This is a genomic window from Deinococcus taeanensis, from assembly GCF_020229735.1.
Lineage (GTDB): Bacteria > Deinococcota > Deinococci > Deinococcales > Deinococcaceae > Deinococcus > Deinococcus taeanensis.
Genome location: NZ_CP083457.1, coordinates 382,489 through 398,765 on the forward strand (window position 1 = coordinate 382,489; position 16,277 = coordinate 398,765).

14 protein-coding genes are annotated in these 16,277 nt (G+C 65.9%); 5 read left to right on the forward strand and 9 right to left on the reverse strand.

Features of this window, described 5'->3' with window-relative positions; translation table 11 throughout:
* Nucleotides 1-10: 10 nt before the first annotated feature.
* From LAJ19_RS17575 to LAJ19_RS17600, 6 genes are all read right to left on the reverse strand, one after another.
* Complete coding sequence (locus LAJ19_RS17575; protein WP_225523783.1) at nucleotides 11-1,105, reverse strand: flavin-containing monooxygenase; 1,095 nt, start codon at nucleotides 1,103-1,105, stop codon at nucleotides 11-13.
* Between the two features lie 96 nt (nucleotides 1,106-1,201).
* On the reverse strand, nucleotides 1,202-1,861 hold the full coding sequence (locus LAJ19_RS17580) for a nitroreductase family protein (protein ID WP_225523784.1): 660 nt from the start codon (nucleotides 1,859-1,861) through the stop codon (nucleotides 1,202-1,204).
* Nucleotides 1,858-2,202, reverse strand: a complete 345-nt coding sequence (locus LAJ19_RS17585) for a TOBE domain-containing protein (protein ID WP_225523785.1) — start codon at nucleotides 2,200-2,202, stop codon at nucleotides 1,858-1,860. The genes LAJ19_RS17580 and LAJ19_RS17585 overlap by 4 nt, the downstream gene beginning before the upstream one ends.
* Complete coding sequence (locus tag LAJ19_RS17590; protein ID WP_225523786.1) at nucleotides 2,199-2,438, reverse strand: hypothetical protein; 240 nt, start codon at nucleotides 2,436-2,438, stop codon at nucleotides 2,199-2,201. Before LAJ19_RS17590 ends, LAJ19_RS17585 begins: the two co-directional genes overlap by 4 nt.
* On the reverse strand, nucleotides 2,435-2,830 hold the full coding sequence (locus LAJ19_RS17595) for a lysophospholipid acyltransferase family protein (RefSeq protein ID WP_225523787.1): 396 nt from the start codon (nucleotides 2,828-2,830) through the stop codon (nucleotides 2,435-2,437). The genes LAJ19_RS17590 and LAJ19_RS17595 overlap by 4 nt, the downstream gene beginning before the upstream one ends.
* On the reverse strand, nucleotides 2,773-3,270 hold the full coding sequence (locus LAJ19_RS17600; protein ID WP_225523788.1) for a 1-acyl-sn-glycerol-3-phosphate acyltransferase: 498 nt from the start codon (nucleotides 3,268-3,270) through the stop codon (nucleotides 2,773-2,775). The genes LAJ19_RS17595 and LAJ19_RS17600 overlap by 58 nt, the downstream gene beginning before the upstream one ends.
* Nucleotides 3,271-4,114: 844 nt before the next feature.
* Here LAJ19_RS17600 and LAJ19_RS17605 point away from each other — a divergent pair.
* From LAJ19_RS17605 to LAJ19_RS17615, 3 genes are all read left to right on the forward strand, one after another.
* Entirely contained in the window at nucleotides 4,115-4,687 is a 573-nt protein-coding gene (locus LAJ19_RS17605; protein ID WP_225523789.1) for a carboxymuconolactone decarboxylase family protein, read from the forward strand.
* A 94-nt stretch (nucleotides 4,688-4,781) separates the two neighbouring features.
* Complete coding sequence (locus LAJ19_RS17610) at nucleotides 4,782-5,456, forward strand: haloacid dehalogenase type II (protein ID WP_225523790.1); 675 nt, start codon at nucleotides 4,782-4,784, stop codon at nucleotides 5,454-5,456.
* 169 nt (nucleotides 5,457-5,625) lie between these two features.
* Complete coding sequence (locus LAJ19_RS17615; protein ID WP_225523791.1) at nucleotides 5,626-6,594, forward strand: magnesium transporter CorA family protein; 969 nt, start codon at nucleotides 5,626-5,628, stop codon at nucleotides 6,592-6,594.
* Between the two features lie 686 nt (nucleotides 6,595-7,280).
* Here the strand turns inward: LAJ19_RS17615 and LAJ19_RS17620 are convergent.
* Nucleotides 7,281-8,636: a replication initiator protein A gene (locus tag LAJ19_RS17620; protein WP_225523792.1), complete on the reverse strand. Its 1,356-nt coding sequence runs from the start codon at nucleotides 8,634-8,636 to the stop codon at nucleotides 7,281-7,283.
* 1,459 nt (nucleotides 8,637-10,095) lie between these two features.
* Nucleotides 10,096-10,650: an NUDIX hydrolase gene (locus tag LAJ19_RS17625; protein ID WP_225523793.1), complete on the reverse strand. Its 555-nt coding sequence runs from the start codon at nucleotides 10,648-10,650 to the stop codon at nucleotides 10,096-10,098.
* A gap of 1,473 nt (nucleotides 10,651-12,123) precedes the next feature.
* Here LAJ19_RS17625 and LAJ19_RS17630 point away from each other — a divergent pair.
* Both LAJ19_RS17630 and LAJ19_RS17635 read left to right on the forward strand, forming a co-directional pair.
* Nucleotides 12,124-13,062 carry an AAA family ATPase gene (locus LAJ19_RS17630; protein ID WP_225523794.1) on the forward strand — a complete coding sequence of 313 codons (939 nt, stop codon included), beginning with the start codon at nucleotides 12,124-12,126 and terminating at the stop codon, nucleotides 13,060-13,062.
* Nucleotides 13,059-13,967: a ParB/RepB/Spo0J family partition protein gene (locus tag LAJ19_RS17635; RefSeq protein ID WP_225523795.1), complete on the forward strand. Its 909-nt coding sequence runs from the start codon at nucleotides 13,059-13,061 to the stop codon at nucleotides 13,965-13,967. The genes LAJ19_RS17630 and LAJ19_RS17635 overlap by 4 nt, the downstream gene beginning before the upstream one ends.
* 825 nt (nucleotides 13,968-14,792) lie before the next feature.
* Here the strand turns inward: LAJ19_RS17635 and LAJ19_RS17640 are convergent.
* Nucleotides 14,793-15,038, reverse strand: coding sequence for a hypothetical protein (locus LAJ19_RS17640; protein ID WP_225523796.1), 246 nt, complete (start codon nucleotides 15,036-15,038; stop codon nucleotides 14,793-14,795).
* Nucleotides 15,039-16,277 lie beyond the last annotated feature (1,239 nt).

Consider the following 16,277-nt stretch of genomic DNA (forward strand, 5'->3'; position numbering starts at 1 on the left):
TCGGCGAGCCTTACCTCAGGCCGTGTGGGCCGGTCCCTGCGGCGGCACGCCGCCCTGCCGCCCTGAGATGGCTGGCCAGGTGCCGGACCACCAGGGCCGCATCCGGAGCGGCGCCCCGGAGGGTGGCGGACGCGAACGCGCGCTGCCCACTGAGGCCCACGTAATACAGGCCTGGCACCGTCAAGCTCCGGCCCAGCCGCTGTACTGGTTCTCCCCGCGCATCCAGGGCCCCCGTCCCCCACAGGTAATCCAGATTCGTGCGGTAACCGGTAGCAAAAATGACGCTGTCCACAGCTTCCTCGGTGCCGGTGGTCCAGACCACGCCCCGCGCCGTGAAGCGGCTGAACATCCGCCGCTGGTCCAGACGGCCCTCGTGGAAGGCGGCGCGGTAAACGCCCGGGTCGAACACGGTCCGCGGGCTGGGAAGCCGGCCGAGCCATCCGAGCGGCCACTGGTCCACCCGCAGCCAGGTGATCCAGTCGTGAACATCCCACCCCAGCGGGCGCTGCGGGAAGAACGGCACGGGGGTGCGCACGGCCAGGGTGACCCGGGCGACCTGGGCAAGTTCCACCGCGATCTGAACTGCTGAATTCCCTGCCCCCACGACCACGACCCGCTCGCCGTGGAAGGGGGGCGCGTTCCGGTACTCGAGCGAATGCAGGGTCCGTCCCTGGAAGTTCGGACGCCCCGGCACGTCCGGGGTGCGTGGCTTGCGAAAGGTTCCGGTCGCCGCCACCACGGCCCGTGACTCCACCGTCCGGCCATCGTCGGTCAGGACCCGGAAGGCCGCGCCGGTGGGCAGCACCTGTGACACGTTCGCCCCGGTCAGGACCGGAAAGTGAAATTGCCGGGCATACGCTTCAAGGTAGGCCGCCACCTCATCACGGGTCGGATAATGCTCCGGGTCACCCGGGAAGGGCAGACCCGGCAAGGCCGCGTAGCGGGCGGGAGAGAACAGCCTCAGGCTGTCGTAATGCTGCGGCCAGGAGCCCACCGGCCGCGCGCCCGTCTCCAGCATCACAAACCGCAGGCCACGCTGTTGCAGGTGGTAGGCCGTGGCCAGGCCCGACTGGCCAGCCCCGATGACCACCGCGTCAAACAGCATCGGCCTGGGGTCGCCCGGTCATCACGTGGCCTTCTGAACGATTCCGGACCGGTTCCCCCTTCGTTCCACCGGCCCCAGGGCGCGGAGAACCGGTGTTCATTCTCCTCGGTCCACCTGAAAGATGTCGCCCAGGGCCTTGCGGGCGAGTCTGGGCACGCAGGCATCCTCGGCGGGATGCCCGACCGGCATCACCAGCATGGCCTCCTCGTTCTTAGGCCGGCCCAGCAGTTCGCCCAGAAAACCCATCGGATTGGGCGTGTGGGTCAGGGTGGTCAGGCCGGCATGGTGAACGGCCGCGATGAAGAGCCCGGCCGGGATGGCCACACTCTCCGTGGTGTAGTAGTTCTTGGAGGCGCTGCCGTCGGCGCGCAGGCCATACTTCTCGCGAAACAACACGACCACCCAGGGCGCGTCGGTGAGGTGCGTCTTGACATAATCGGTCCCCAGCGGCGCGAGGGCCGCGCGCCACTCCTCCGGCATCCGTTGGGTGTAGGTCCGGTACTCCTCGTCTTCCGCCGCCTCACGCATCTGCCGTTTGAGGTCAGGGTCCTGCACTGCCAGTTCGATCAGCTCCACCGGCACGGGCTCCGGACTGAACTGCCGGGTGGTGCGCCGCCCGGCCATGTCCTCGTAGAACGTCTGGGCACGGCGGCGCATCTCCTCCAGGGACCGGCGCCGGAAGGCCAGCGGCTCGAATTCGGGCTCGGGAAAGCCGGGATACAGATCCTGGAAGGTGGGGGTGGGTCTGGGGATCATGTGGGTCCTCCGGATGGGTGCTCCACACTCCCGCGTGGAACTGTCCAGCAGCCTGGGGCGGGGCAGGACAACGTCACCTGCTGACCCACCACGACGGCTTCATGCGCAGGCGCGTGCCACACCAGCGTCTGCGGCCCGGCACGCAAGGTCACGCGCTGGAACCCCCCGGCGAACGCGCAGGCCATCACTTCCCCCTGGAAGGCATTCTCACCGAGCGCCCGGTGCATGGTTTCGGGCCTCATGACGAGCGTGACCGGGCCTTCGCGCGCCACGCCCACCTGGAACACGCCCAGCCCGGTCCGCACCTCCTGGCCCCGCTGCTGCCCTGGAATAAAGTTCACACCGCCGAAAAACGCAGCGACATCCACGGACGCCGGGCGAGCGTCACGCCGAGCTTCTTCAATGCGGGCGCGACGGCAGTGTCCACGTACCTGTTGATGTTCTCCGATCCGCCCCACATGTAGAAGTTGACGGTCTGCCCCCGCGCTTCTTTGAGCACCTGGGTCCAGTTGGCGGGGTTGGGGGCGGCGAGGGTCATGCCCATCAGGGCTAAGGTCAGGGCCAGGGCATGCTTCATGGGGTTCCTCCAGGTGGGGTGCGCCGGTGGGCCGCAACGAGGGCCTGCACCTGCGGAAAGTCAGGGTCGATGCTGAAGTGAAACCCATGCCAGTACCCGTCCCGCTCCGGATCGTACCGACGGGGGGCGGGCAGGCGGCCGTCCAGCGCGGCCGCCTTCATGCGGCGGCGGACCTGTACGCGCAGCGTTTCGGGGGCACAGCGCTGCACCTCCGATCGGGTCAGCGCCGGCAGGACCCGCAGGCCAACCGGCTGCCCGTAGCGGAGCGCCGGGCTGAATGGATGCTCCCACACGCGGTGAGCGCCGGTCAGGACCACCGGCAGGACCGGCAGATTCAGGTGCCGTGCCAGAGCAAACGCGCCCTGCTGAAAGTCAGTTTCCAGACCCAGCACCGTGCCCTGAGGAAACAACGCCAGGCTCTCCCCCCCGTGGTGATCGCCCGGGCCTGCCGGAGCAGATGCCGGTAGCCGCCCGACCCACTTTCCGGGTCGATGCTCACGTGGCCCAGCCGGGTGATTGCCGGGCCCACGCCTGGCCAGCTGAAGATCTCTGCGCGCGCAACAAACCGCAGCGGCAGGGGCAGCTGCGCCAGCGCCAGCACGTCCACGACGCTCTCATGCAGAGCAATCACGACGTACGGCCCACGCCCGATGCACTCGGCGCCCGTGATCTCCAGACGAACGCGCAGGTGCCGCAACAGGCGCGCACTGACTTGCTTCTGCGCCGCGTCCCGCTGGTGTGGGCTCAGGTCCGCGGGCAACCGGCTGACGTCACGCACCGCCCCCCACAGCGCGGCGCGGCCCCACCCCGTGAAGTGCAGCCAGTCAGTCACGGCGCGCGGTTGAAATCGGAGGGCCGGGCGCGGACGCCCCTTACCCCGCACCACTGGCCTCCAGGCGGGCCCGGTCCACGCCAGTGGTGGCAGAGGCCAGGCGCCGTACGGGCCTCGGCGCTGCGGAGCCGCGGCGCCCCCGGCGATCTGGCCAGGCGTTCGCCGAAAGGTCCAGGCCCCACCGCGCACTGAGGCGTGACCGGCCTCACCCAGCCGGCTGCCCCGCAGGGTCAGTGGGCGCAGAGTCACCCCACCTGGCATGGGGGCGCGGTGCACCGCGGGACCGATGACCCCAGACGCCACGTCAGTCCGGTCGCCCAGCGCGGCGCCGGCCCGGCCAGTCCACGTCCAGGTCAGGGGGGGGCCCACCCGGCGGCCTCTGCACCGCGCGGTGCCGATCGGGACCACCTGCTCTTCTGTCCGTCCCGCCCCCGGGTCAGCGATTTGCTGCCCTGCCCGGCACCGCGGATGACGGCGTCACGGCAGCGGGGTTTACCCGGGGTCTGCCGGGCGCGTCCAGTCTGTGGGTGGTGGGGCACCAATGTTGCCCCCATGGAACACCACGGCCGGCGAGGCGAGTGTCATGCAGCCAACATCACCCCGGGCGCCACCCGACGGTGACCGTTTCATAACGGGCGCGCGAAGACTGATGTTGGGCGCACAACACCGCGGTGCATCCGGCCCTGGCAAGCTCAAGGGGAGCCGCCTGAGGGTTCCCGGGTCCGCACTGCGGTGCTGCGCCCAGGCCTGTGCTGTTCCAGCATGTCAAGCGGTCGGCCACCGCCCTGGCGTTCCCCAGCCTCAGAACGACGCACTGACCCACCCCCCGCCCAAGGCGACCCCCATGAGTGAGCCCTACCACCTGAAGCAGCCTCCCGTCGATCCGGAACACGCCACACCTGAAGCCCGCGCGGTGCTCGAGTGGGCCAAAGGCCGCGTTCCCAACATGTACCTGATGATGGCGCGCCAGCCGGCAGTCCTGGACACCGACCTCTACGGGTACGAGCCGTTCCGCAAGGGGGCCGGTTTCACGCCCGTGGAGCAGGAAGTGGTGTTCCTGACCCTCAGTGTCGAAAACGGCTGTGAGTACTGCGCGGGCGCCCACTCCTTTCTGGCCGATCACGTGTCGAACGCGCCGGGGGACGTCACAGACGCCATCCGGGACGGGCGGCCCATTGCGGAGCCCAAACTCGAGGCCCTGTGGGCATTCACCCGGGCGATGCATGACACCCGTGGCCGTCCCAGCCAGGCCGACGCCGAGGCGTTCCTCAACGCCGGGTACCGTGAGGAACACATCCTGGGGATTATCCTGGGGTTGGCCGTGAAGACCATCAGCAATTACACCAGTCACGTGTCTGATACGCCGCTTGACGTGACCTTCCAGCCCCGGGAATGGCGCCCCGCATCACGGTCGTAACGGGAGAAGCGCGAAACCGGGCGGCGGCGCGTGCATCCCTGACCTGAGCACCCAGGGGCGCTTCAGCGCCTCATCATGAAGCGGGAGGAGCATCGTGGCAAATGTCGTGGTTTTTGACGTGATCGAAACCCTGCTTGATCTGCGGGCGCTTGACTCGGACTTCGCGCAGCTGTTCGGAGATGCCGGCGCCCGCGAGCAGTGGTTTCAACGGGTTTTGAAGACGGCCCTGACCACCACCGTGACGGGGGCCTACCAGGACTTCGGCGCGATCGGTGGCGCGGCCCTGGACATGACGGCCACCCTCCGCGGGATGAGGGTCAGCGCGGACGACAAACGCCACCTGCGTGCGGCGCTGACCACCCTGCCTGCCCACCCGGACGTGATGGGTGGCCTGGAGCGGCTGAAGGACGCGGGTTTTCGCCTGGCGACCCTGAGCAACAATCCCCGTGAGAGCAGCGAGGCGCAGCTCCGGAATGCGAACCTGAGCGCCTTTTTTGACCAGATGCTCTCCGCCCATGACGTGCGGCGGCTGAAACCGGCGCCGGAGCCGTACCGGTACGCGGCTGAGCAGTTGGGCGTGCACGTCAGCGGCATGTGGATGGTCGCCGCGCACGGCTGGGACATTCAGGGGGCGGCCCGGGCAGGCTGCCGGACCGCCTTCGTCGACCGCCCGGGCCACGTCCTGAGCCCCCTGGCTGACCTGCCCACTGTCACCGGCCCCGACATCGAGGCGGTGGCGGTGCGTCTCCTTGAGCAACCGTCAGAATGACCCGCACTTGGCTGTTGCGCCCAGGGGCGGCGCACCCCCGTACCGCGGGGCCGACCGGAGCGGCCGCACGGGTCGCCGTCCGCCAAGCGGGGTGGCCGGAAGTTTCCCTTCCGGCCTGCGCCTGCCCAGCCGCACCCGCCCGTGCTGAACGGTTCGCGGTTCCGCCGCCATGACGGTGCACGCGCACCTGTTCGATGCGGACGTGCCCGATCAGGACTACACCTCCCTGAGCGACGTACCAGCGCAGCTGACCGACCGCCAGCTGTTGTGGATTCACCTGGACGCCCCCGGACCGGATGAACTGGCGCCGGCCGCCGCCTTGCTTCAGGTGGGCGCCGACACCCTGCGGCAGCTGACCCAGGGGACCCGGCGGCCCGTCCTGCTTCAACACGGCGCGTACACCCACGTTCAGGTTCTGGTCGCCGAACTGGCACCCACAGAAGTTGTGGGCCGCCGCCTTCACTTGATCGCGGGTCAGAACCGGGTGCTGACGGTGTCCGAGAAGGAAGTGCCGTTCCTTCACGCCTTCAGTCAGGCCCTGCGCAGCGACAGTCGCCTCGGACAACTCGATTCTGCCGTGTTTCTCGCGGCCCTGCTGGGCCGGCACGTCGAGTCCTACCTCGGGCAGCTTGATCCGCTGGAGGAGGCGGTTGACCGCCTGGACACCCGGATGCTGACGGAGAAGGTCGGGCCGCCCCTGCTGACGGAACTGGCCCGATTGCGCCGGCAGGTGGGTGAGCTGTGCCGGATGATGACGGCCCACCGTGGGGTGTACGCCGCGCTGGGCCGACCGGACTTTGTGACCTTCGTGGGTGACGAGCCGGAACTGCACCTGCGGGCGCTGGTGGCCGAGTTTGAACATACGGTCGACTCGCTCGAAAGTGCACGCGGCCTGGTGCTGGGGGCCTTCGAGCTGTACACAGCGCGCCTGACCCTGCACACCAACCAGGTGATGTCCACCCTGACGGTCGCCACCGTGGCGCTGGGGGTCCTGGCGGCCGTCGCCGGGTTTCTGGGGACCAATTTTGAAGCCTCTGTCTTCCGCGCTGGAGACGCGGGGTTCTTTGCGGCTCTGGTGGGGGCCATGGTCCTGGTGGTGGCCCTGGTGGCCTTCGCACGCCGCCGGGGGTGGTTTTAAGGCGCAAGGCGCGCCTCCGGACAACGTGCAGGCGCCGCTGCACCGAAGCGGCGCCAGCGCGTCCCGGTCAGGGGCCGCGAGGCGTGACGCGGCGCCAGTTCTAGGTCAAGGCGAGAACGAGAGGCGACTGCGTCAGACCTCAACCCGCTTTTGACGGACAGGCGGTGGACACCCGGGGCTTCTCGCAGGGTCACCAGCATGACTTTGCAGACGTTCCGTGTGCGCGCCGGCGCCATGGTATACCGGATCAGTGCCGGGCCGCCGCCCTGTCCACAAACGTGTTCGCGGGGCGCGACACTTTCAATCAGGCCGTATGGCCGTGCACCTTGCGCGAGGTTGGGCACCGCGACCTTGGTGGTGGTGCCCAGAAGGTCACCGCGTGCAGCGGCGCACATGTAAATTCTTGGATCTGTCGGCAGGGCGGCCCAGGTCGTTTGCGCCACGCTCAGGTCCGGAGATTGACGGCTTAACTGTCGGTCCAGCGCGGTGACGTCCGGCAGAGCATCAGGCCCAGCGAGGCGCAGACGCAGGTCAGACGCAGCGCCACTTCAGAGGTGGCTTTTGGGGCTCTCGTTCCGGGCGGCGTGCCTCCGTCCGAGAAAGCCAGTGCATCCTGAGGTCCTCATTGAGCCTTGAACCGGGAGGTCGGCCCTGTTCGCTGGGTCTCCACCCTGGGCTGGCCCGTTTCAGAACAGCGAGAGGGGCGGTTCGTTCACGAGCGCTTTGATGTTCGCGGCGAACTGATCGAGGGTCTTTCCGGTCAGTGCAGCGGACAGTTCGGTGCGCACCCGCACCGGCGCGAGGCGGCCTTTTTCCATGGCGGTACGGATCATGCTGTACTGCTGGGCGGTCAACCGGTCGCCCAACGTCACCTGCAGGAGCGTCACCGTGGTGCGCAGCAGTTCTTCGGTGCCAAGTTCCTCAAGGCTGCGCTGGAAAGCCGTGTGAGCGTCCTCAGGCTGGGCACGGGCCGCAGCAGGTGGCGTGATGGGCGCGGCGGCCACGGGCAGGGCCACGTCACTGGCGGTCACCTGGTACTTTCCTTCCTCATCTTTGATCACGTCGGTCACGAACGCTGCGGGCGACCGCGGCCGGAACTGCTGGATAAGCTGCTGCGCCACCAGGACCCGTTCCTGCACGCGCGCCTGACCGTACTGGGTGATGAGTTTGCGTCCGTTGGGGACCGACAGGGCGAACCGGGCGTACATGTCACGGAGCAGCGCTGCGGTTGTGGGGTCTTCTTCGAGCTCGGCGCGGTTGAACAGGTACGTGACGTCCGTGTTCGCCCCGCGACCGGAGTACTTCACCTCCCGGAGATACCCCTGGGTGAGAAGTTCGGCGTGTGCGGAGGCCAGCAGCCGCTTGATGTAGGCCGCCGTTTCCGTTTCCGTGAATTTGCATTCCTTGGCCCAGTCGAGCAGATTGACCGTGAGTTCGTTGCTTTCGATGGCCAGCGTTTCCGGGTTCCGGCGTTTGGCGTCCAGCAGGCGGTACAGGGACCGGGTGGGGGGCCGTTTGAGATTGTTGAGCAGCAGGGAGTTGACGGGCTTTGTGTACTGCTCGCGGATGGAGCGAACGAGCATCTGCGCGATGGTGATACTGATCGTCGCCCTGGAATCCAGCGTGTCCCGGTCCGCGCTGGTGGCGTTAAACTCGAGAATGATGCTGAATTTCGCGCTGGTCCAGCGTTTGGCACCGTGGTCGCGCCAGGTGTTGCCGATGGTGTAGACGCTGTGCGTCAGGCGGTTGAGGGAATCGCGCAGAATTTCGTAGTACGTGCCGTTCGGATGGAGGTTCGCGCGGACCAGAATCTGATACGGGGTGGTGTGCAGAATGCCGTGGCTGGGGGCACCCGCTTCCACGAACAGATCCAGGATCGCGTTGGCGATGTCAGCGTCCAGGCCGTGCGGCACGCCGCCAATGCCCTGCGGCGCCAGGCAGGACATCACGCCGGTCTCCTCCCCGATCTGAATATCGATGCTCCAGGAGGTGTGGTCCGGCGGGATCCGCTCCTGGATGCTGAACATGTTGAGCAGGGCCATGTTGAATTCAGACGGATGACGGATGGGAAGGTCGCGTCCGCGTGACGCCCGTTTTAAGGACCCCTTCGGTGAATTGTCAGACGAGTCCCTCGTCCGCTGTTTCGCTTCCCTGGTTGGCATGCTGGCCTCGCTGTCGGCTCAGTATACGGACTCTGTGCCAGGGAGATGGAGCTCCTGATTGATGTTTGTTTTTTTGTTTTTAAAGAGATAAAGAATGTTGTACAACAACAGCGCACGACCCACCCTCCGCGCCAGAGCGACAATTTCTCGGTTTTTTTGAGGAGTATGTCGTGTCGTGGCCTCTTGTTTTGAGCACTATGTCGTGGGTTTTGCAGCTGAATTTGAGGAGTATGTCGAAGGCGCGACGCGTGAATTTGAGCAGTGTGTCGTGGGTTACCCGGACCGTTTTGAGCAGTGTGTCGCGGTCCCTTGAGAACAAATTTGAGCAGTGTGTCGTGTGGGCCCGCTTTGAACTTGAGGAGTATGTCGTGGGTCTGAACCGCAATTTGAGCAGTATGTCGAAGTGGTGTCGAGCTGCCAATTTTGCTTGGCCCGCCGCGTAGCTGCACACTCCTTAGATCAGAAAATTCGCCGTACCAGTCACACAATCAGCGGTCAGGTCGAGGGCACGCCGATGAGCCGGACATGGGCACTGAACTGCGTCACGACGAGAGCAATTTGAGAAGTATGTCGATAAACTCCTTACCCGATCACCTTCTTGGCTGAAAAAAAGCCAATAGTGTCCTCTCAAACAGCGAAAACATGCGGGTGAGAGTCAACAGCGGTGAAGGACTCTGCCTGCCATTCCGCGCGTCAGGTGCTCCGAGAAAGCCCTGCTATTCACTGTAGTTGAGCACCATGTCGTGTCTTCTGGCTCACCTTCACGCCTACCCCACGTGTCTGACAGCCCAATTTGAGCAGTATGTCGTGCCGCATGATCATTTGTCGTGGTCCTGCAAGCTGAGTGGCAGAGGCACGGGCGTTGACGTGCAGGGTGATGCGAGGCGGGAGAAGGCAGACCTGCACCCAGCTGGCGTACTCAAGCGTCAATTTGAGCAGTATGTCGAATGGGCGACGCCGTGACGGGACCCAACAGCGAGGTCACGGTCCGGAGGGTGGCTCCAGCGCTGCAGCCCCCTCTTCTCGCAGGATGCGCACAGCCGGGGATCCACAGGTCGGTGATGGGCTTTTGAGCAGTCTGTCGATACTATGATCATAAGGCCATGCTGTGGCTCTCAAGAACCGCGCAACTGTCACTTCTCGGAAAAGGACGAGCAAAGGGGTTCGGGGCCCTGAGCCTCAAAACCGGCACAAAAGGTCAGCGCCTCGATCGGCCACTGAGACCACAACCGCACTGAGCGCCCCAGTCGCTCCCTGCGCTGACACGGCCGCTCGACTCATGGGCCTCTCCCCCACCACTGTCGCGTTCCAGATCCATGCCGCGCATCACACGCGTTCTTCAGTCGTCTTGGTTGGAGTCTGCCCCTTGGAGTGACAACCCGCCCTGACCCTTCAGACTGGATGGGGTCGCATGTTTCAGGTGTTCTGTAGCCAGTTCTGGCGTCTCAGCGTGAGGCCATCCGTAGATCGAATACGTTTCCCCTTTGGTGAGGGCCACCAGGGCGGACCGCACGTAGGGTACGAACTGTTCCGGAATGGCGTCAAATGACAGCCAGCACAGGTCTTCGTGTCTGTCGAGCTCACAAATCCTCGGCGTACCTTCCCAGCGATCCGCAACGAAGAAGTGATCCAGCCATCCGTCGCCCTGAGTCTGGCTATGAAGCGTGTGAACGAGGCGTAGGTCCTCAAGGTTGAGCAGGACGCCAACTTCTTCCAGGGCTTCGCGTCGGGCGGCTTCCAGCAAGGTTTCACCCTCCTCGACTCCGCCTGCGGGAAGACTGTAGAAGCCGTCCATCCAACCAGTGTTCACGCGTTTCAGGCTGCAGAACTCATGGTGACTGCGCAATACGACGAAGACCGTTGAGGACACCCGGTAACGGTGGCGGGAAGTCACGTGCGAAGGGTACCAGTTGGCGCTGGTCGCAAGCAGTTGCTTCGCTGGTTTGTCCTGCACAAGAAACCAAAAGGAGTGGCAGCGCCCAGCGAGATCTGGATCGGCCTGTGTGCACTGTTCCCAGCTTCGGCCTCTCTGCAGCTGATTCGGTCAAGCTGACGAGTGATCGTGCTGCAACTGGAACAAAGGCAGCCTGACGTCCAATCAGGAAATTGTGATTCCAGACACCTGGACGGTGCCCGGTCGCCGGGCTCTTCCTTACCGGCCGGGAGAGCAATCAGGAGGCCGATACCATTCACAGTCGAGGGGAGCATCCAAGAATCGCCACAGTGTCCAGTTCAGCCTGGTGATCGAGTGGATACACAATACGGTGGTGGCCCGTTGAAGATCTGAATGACATGGGCCGCGTCCGCAGGGGTGCGCCCGTCTGCCTGTACCGCTGTGTCGGCGCGCGATTGCCCTGGCCGCTGGCGTGCCCTGACCCGGAACAGCCTCAAGGTTGTTGTTCTGACCTGACGTTTACGCCGCAGTTGCGGAAGGAGGGGGCGCTGACGTTGTCCTGGAAGCGGTCGAGCTCAACGCCGCCATTTGGAATGAGCAGGCTTTGCATAGGTGCTGCGAGCAGGACAAGCAGATTTTCAAGGCAGGCCAGGTGGTCCGGCGCGTGGTGGTGGAGAAGAATACTGCTGAGGCGGCCGCTGGGGACAGGAAGCCGAGGGGAAGACTCCGGATGGCTTTCACGTTCAATGGCGCACCGAAAGTCGTGATGGGGAGAGGGTGCGGTGTCCGCCGTGAGGAAGCGCGAGCGACGATGTGTTGCAGAGCCCAGGTGGCAGCCCGACGGTACCGTCCGGCTGCAGCCACAGGCTCCTGCGGCCCATCGGTTGTTGTACGACGACCGTGAGAGGCCGCAGAGCGCACCGCAGAAGCGGCGCCGTGCCCACGGGAAGTGAGGAAGCCTGACCTGCAGGCCGTGTAGCGATCCTGCTGCACTTTATTCCTGCTGGCCTCAGAGACGCTCTTCACAGGAGGAACGCGGATGGAGGAAACGCGCTCAGGCGTCAGCATGCTCCTATTTCTGACACCTTTCTGCCGTGCCAGTGAGTGCAGTGACGCGGCGAAGGAACCTGGGAATTGACCGGCATGACGAACGCAACCGGCCTGGAGTGAGCCCTGGAGCGGGGTCCCAGTGCGCCAGCCAGTAGCGGCAGACCACAGGAGAAATGGTCTCCCCTATGCCAAGTCCGGTGATCGTTCGGCGTGAATGTCAAGCGCGCGGTCGCTTGAAGTGGGACCTCCCCCAGTGGTGGATTGCCGGTGACTCTCAGGCATACCCGCGTTGTGGTTTCGCCCGGCTGAATCGGCGTTTCTGCTGGTCATGCCCGGGTGGGAACAACGTTGTTCCCACGTCTCCCCCACCGGCTTTTAAGCAAAATGGTTGCGCCGGCTCTGGAATTTAAGCAAAATGCTGACATGAGCGGAAAAGGGAAGCGGTCGGTGCCCATCAGCGCGGCCCACACACAACTTGGCCAGCAGGTGAAGAACCTGCGGCCAGGGGAACCGGTGGTGCTGGAGCGACATGGCAAGCCCGTCGCGGGCCTCGTCTCCGTGCAGGACCTCGAAACGATTCAGCGGGCCGGACAGGACATGACTGTCCTGATGGCGTTCAACCACGCTGGCGGCGCGGCGAAGACCAGCACCATCCGCGACATCGGCTACGAGCTGGCCGAACTCGGGTACCGCGTGCTGCTGATTGACATCGACCCACAGGCCAATCTCACGTCCTGGCTCGGCATTCACGACGTGGACGGTGCCCGCAGCCTGCAGCCGGTACTGGAGGATTACGCGCCCCTGCCGGAGCCCTACCGCGTCCATCAGATGGACCTGATTCCCAGTCACCTCAGCCTCGCGCGCACGGACGCCCGGTTGCCCGGCTACACCAACGCTGAGGGCCGCCTGCGCGCCGCGATTGAGCAGGTCCGGCAGAGCGGGACGTATGATTTCGTCCTGATCGACCCGCCCCCCAGCCTGGGCAAACTCACAGCGAACGCGGCAAACGCAGCGGACTGGGTGATTGTGCCTGTCCCCGCCCGCTATAAGGGACTCGTGGCGCTTGAAGGCCTGCGCGAGATGCTCAGCGAGTACACCCGCACCAATCCGCGCCTGCGTGTGGCGATGTACCTCGTCACCCAGATGGAGAACACCGCGCACAGCAAAGAAACTCACGAGGTGTTTCAGCAGGTGCTCGGCGATGAGCTCGCCGGTCCCCTCACGTACCGGCCCGCCGTGTACAACCGCTGTCAGCCTGAAGGCCAACCGATCGGCGTGAACGCCCCCACCTCCGAGGCGCGCCGGGAAATTCAGCGGGTGGTCCGTACGCTGCTTGACCGCATCGGCCAGGCGCCCGCATGACCAGACGCAAACTCACCAAAGGCATGCAGGCGGCGCTCGCCCGCACGCAGGCCGTTCATCAGGACATTCAGGACCTGCAGCGCGCCCGGGTACCGGTGCAGTACCTGGAGGTCGGGCAGCTGCGGCCCTCGCCGTTCCAGGCCCGGCTGGACTTCACGGACCTGGAAGGACTCACCGACGACATCCGGACCAACGGCATTCTGCAACCTCTGGTCGCGCGGTCCACCGCCGACGGTTACGAACTGATCGCCGGCGAACGACGCTGGCGGGCCGCGCGGCGGGCCGGTCTGAGCGAGGTGCCGGTGATGCTCCGGGAAGCCACGGATGAACAGGCCCGGCTCTACAGCCTCAAGGAAAACCTGGAACGCCAGGATCTCAACGCTTTCGAAGTGGCGAGCGTGGCTCTGGCCCTGACGGCCCTGAGCCTCGATCAGACGCAGGAGACGGTCCGCGCCCGCCTGACAGTGCGCGGACCGGTGGACCCGGAGGTCGAGCAGGCCCTCGCAGAAGCGCTGAGCGTGCTGGGCAAGGACCTCACGCGGCTGAGTTTCACCAAGCATTACCTGCCCCTCCTCAACCTGCCTCCGGCCCTGAAGGACGCGATCCGCCGCGGCGCGTCGTTCAACGCAGTGCGTGTGCTGCGCCGGGCCACCCCGCAGCAGCAGGCCGAATGGCTGCCGCGCATCGAAACAGGGGAGTGGGGGGTGCGGGACGTCGAAGCGGCCTTGCAGGGGGCAGCGAGCAGTGCCGCGCCAGCAGGGGAGAGCAACCTCTCAAGTGAGACCCGCCGCGTCCTGCGCCTGGCGTCACCACGCCGGATTCAGCAGCTGGACGACCGGGCGCAGAAAGAGCTGCAGCGGCTGCTTCAGCGGGTCGAAACCCTGCTCAGCCAGGCGACCCCCTGAACAGCGTGGTCGGTGCACAAACCCAGAGCGCCACGGAACAGTGAAGCGCACAGGAAAAGTGAAGCAGTCGTCCAGGGCCAGCCAGCACTCGCCCGCTCGGCCCTGCAAGCCGTTGAGCGATACGCAAGAAATTCGCTGGACACGGCGAAAGTTGAGATGAACGGCGTCACAGGTAGCGGATGGCGGCCCCCTTCCACACAACTGATGGGCCTCCACTGACCCGGGAGCCTGAAGACCAGCAACGACAGCATCGGCGCTGACTTCACCTGCGCCGCCCGCGAGGGCCGGGGAGCAATGGGGAGACCAGCGACCTGATCGGAGGCTCACGCTGGCCCCACGCAGGTCCCCTCATCCTCAGCGCCTATGGGCCCAATGGGGCTGCCAGGCTGTGGATGGAGCCGGGCAGGGACAGCAGCCGGGCGCGGCGCCCTGCGCATGTAGCTGACCGCCGCGAAGCCGGCTGTTCAGGCTGAAGCCGTCGGAGGAGAGGGCATGAACAGAGCACGTCGCATGCAGGCCTCCCCGACGTTCACCCAGCCAGGAGGGCGGATTCCAGCCCAGGATGATGGTCTCCTGTTACACGTCGCCGCTCTGCTGGTGGCACGCCAGACCGTCACCCCGGCCGGCTGTAAACCGGCACAGGCCACTGGATGCAGCTGGCAGGATCAAGCCTTGAGCGCTGTGCTGCGGCTCCTCATGACCTTTGCCCTGACTGGCAAGACAGCAACGGCACAGTGCTCAGGTCCGCAGCGCCGGTCGGCCACTCCAGCGCAGGGCCAGTGCGGTCTGCCAGGTTCAGAAGCGGTCCACCGCGGTGCTGCTGACTTACCGCTCCGTTCGTTCAGCGGGCTCCCTGCCTGTGTCCTCGGTGGGGAGGGGAACGGCGTGCGTCCGGTCATACAGGGCGCACATGCCACTGACGCTGCCCTTCTGGTACAGCCAGATGGCTTCGGGATTGGTGCCGGTGGGCTTCAAACCCAGAGCGCGGAGTTCATCCGCGGTCAGAAGCTGCGGTGGCCGGGCGTCACCCTGATACCGCGGGAGAGGAGGAAAACGCTTACGGGGACTCATGCCGCCTCAGCGTACTCTGGAATGCTGAGGAAAGCGTTCCCTGCCCACCGGTATGGCGGACAGTGCGCGGCGCTGCCCTCGTGTTCCGCCCTGGTGACGCAGGTCCGCGGGTGACGCCCGGCCCTGTGCCAGTGGTGACAGACGCTGCGTCTGTCACTTGCGCCTCCTGCGCCGCGGGGAACCGTTCCCCTCGCCCGCCCGGACGGTCGAGAAAGCGGTGCGTGCTGCCGGACTCTCCCTCAGTTCGGCAGGGGACGGCGGCTCCTGGGGAGTTCAGCCAAACGGGCTCCACCTGTGGAGCCCGCGTCCGTGGACTCGAGGGGATGGAAGCAACTATTTCTTCTTTTGCGCCAGCGCACTTGCCGCGGCCCGCTTTGAGTTTTTTGCCGTGTCGCTGCTGAGCATTACCTTCGACGCGGCCTGGGCCGCTGTGGTGCTCGTGCTGCGTCCGCCTTGCACCTGCGAGAGGGCACTGGCGGCGGCCCGCTTTGACGCTTCGCTTGTTCGGCCGTCCCGGAGGGTCTTGGACGCCGCAGTCGCGGCACTGGTACCGGTCTTCTTCTCTGGCATGGGGCAACCTCCGGAGGCCTGGAACGGTGGAGAGGGCGGTCCTCCTCACCATACGGCCAGTGACCTGCGCTGGCAATCGGTTCGGCGGTGCAGCTGTTCATCTTTCACGAACCATGAGCCCCGGCCTATGGAACTCTGGCGGTGCTCCCCGAATCCTGTGCCAGCCCCCCGCCGACCCTGGCTGAGGCGCGGATCGCCCAGCGTTCCCTGGCTGCCGCAGGGCTTCAGCTTGCCCCGCGGCGACCGGGACGCTCGTCGGACAGGTCCGTCCTGGCCGTTCGTCGCTCCACGCAGCGACGGTCTTCCAGGTGTGGCGGTGAAAAAGGCGCTGTGGGCACGTTGGCTGAGAAACGAGGAGCCGGCTCAGAGGCGCGCACGAGTAGAGAGATGCGTGTGCGGCTGAGCGCGGCGCAGGCCGGATCCACCGCGTTCCCGCTGGCTGAGGCTGGTCGCCCCCTGCTCACCCCAGTGTTCCTCCCCGGCGCCCTGCCATGACCGTGACGCACGGAACCGGGCCTCCGACTGGAGACGAAGTTGGGGATGCGGGTGCCGGCAAGGGGCAGCCTGACGCCTGCGCGAAGGGTGCTCAGGGTGCGGGTCCTTCGGCTGGAACTCAGCCTGTCAGCCCGGGGACAGAGGCCGCTGCAGCCTGGTCCCCGGCGTCACGTC

Excerpts from the sequence above, each read along its gene's own strand:
- LAJ19_RS17630 (WP_225523794.1), top strand. The coding sequence starts at position 12,124 with ATGAGCGGAAAAGGGAAGCGGTCGGTGCCCATCAGCGCGGCCCACACA.
- LAJ19_RS17590 (WP_225523786.1), bottom strand. The coding sequence starts at position 2,438 with ATGAAGCATGCCCTGGCCCTGACCTTAGCCCTGATGGGCATGACCCTC.
- LAJ19_RS17635 (WP_225523795.1), top strand. The coding sequence starts at position 13,059 with ATGACCAGACGCAAACTCACCAAAGGCATGCAGGCGGCGCTCGCCCGC.
- LAJ19_RS17605 (WP_225523789.1), top strand. The coding sequence starts at position 4,115 with ATGAGTGAGCCCTACCACCTGAAGCAGCCTCCCGTCGATCCGGAACAC.
- LAJ19_RS17575 (WP_225523783.1), bottom strand. The coding sequence starts at position 1,105 with ATGCTGTTTGACGCGGTGGTCATCGGGGCTGGCCAGTCGGGCCTGGCC.
- LAJ19_RS17580 (WP_225523784.1), bottom strand. The coding sequence starts at position 1,861 with ATGATCCCCAGACCCACCCCCACCTTCCAGGATCTGTATCCCGGCTTT.
- LAJ19_RS17620 (WP_225523792.1), bottom strand. The coding sequence starts at position 8,636 with ATGGCCCTGCTCAACATGTTCAGCATCCAGGAGCGGATCCCGCCGGAC.
- LAJ19_RS17615 (WP_225523791.1), top strand. The coding sequence starts at position 5,626 with ATGACGGTGCACGCGCACCTGTTCGATGCGGACGTGCCCGATCAGGAC.
- LAJ19_RS17640 (WP_225523796.1), bottom strand. The coding sequence starts at position 15,038 with ATGAGTCCCCGTAAGCGTTTTCCTCCTCTCCCGCGGTATCAGGGTGAC.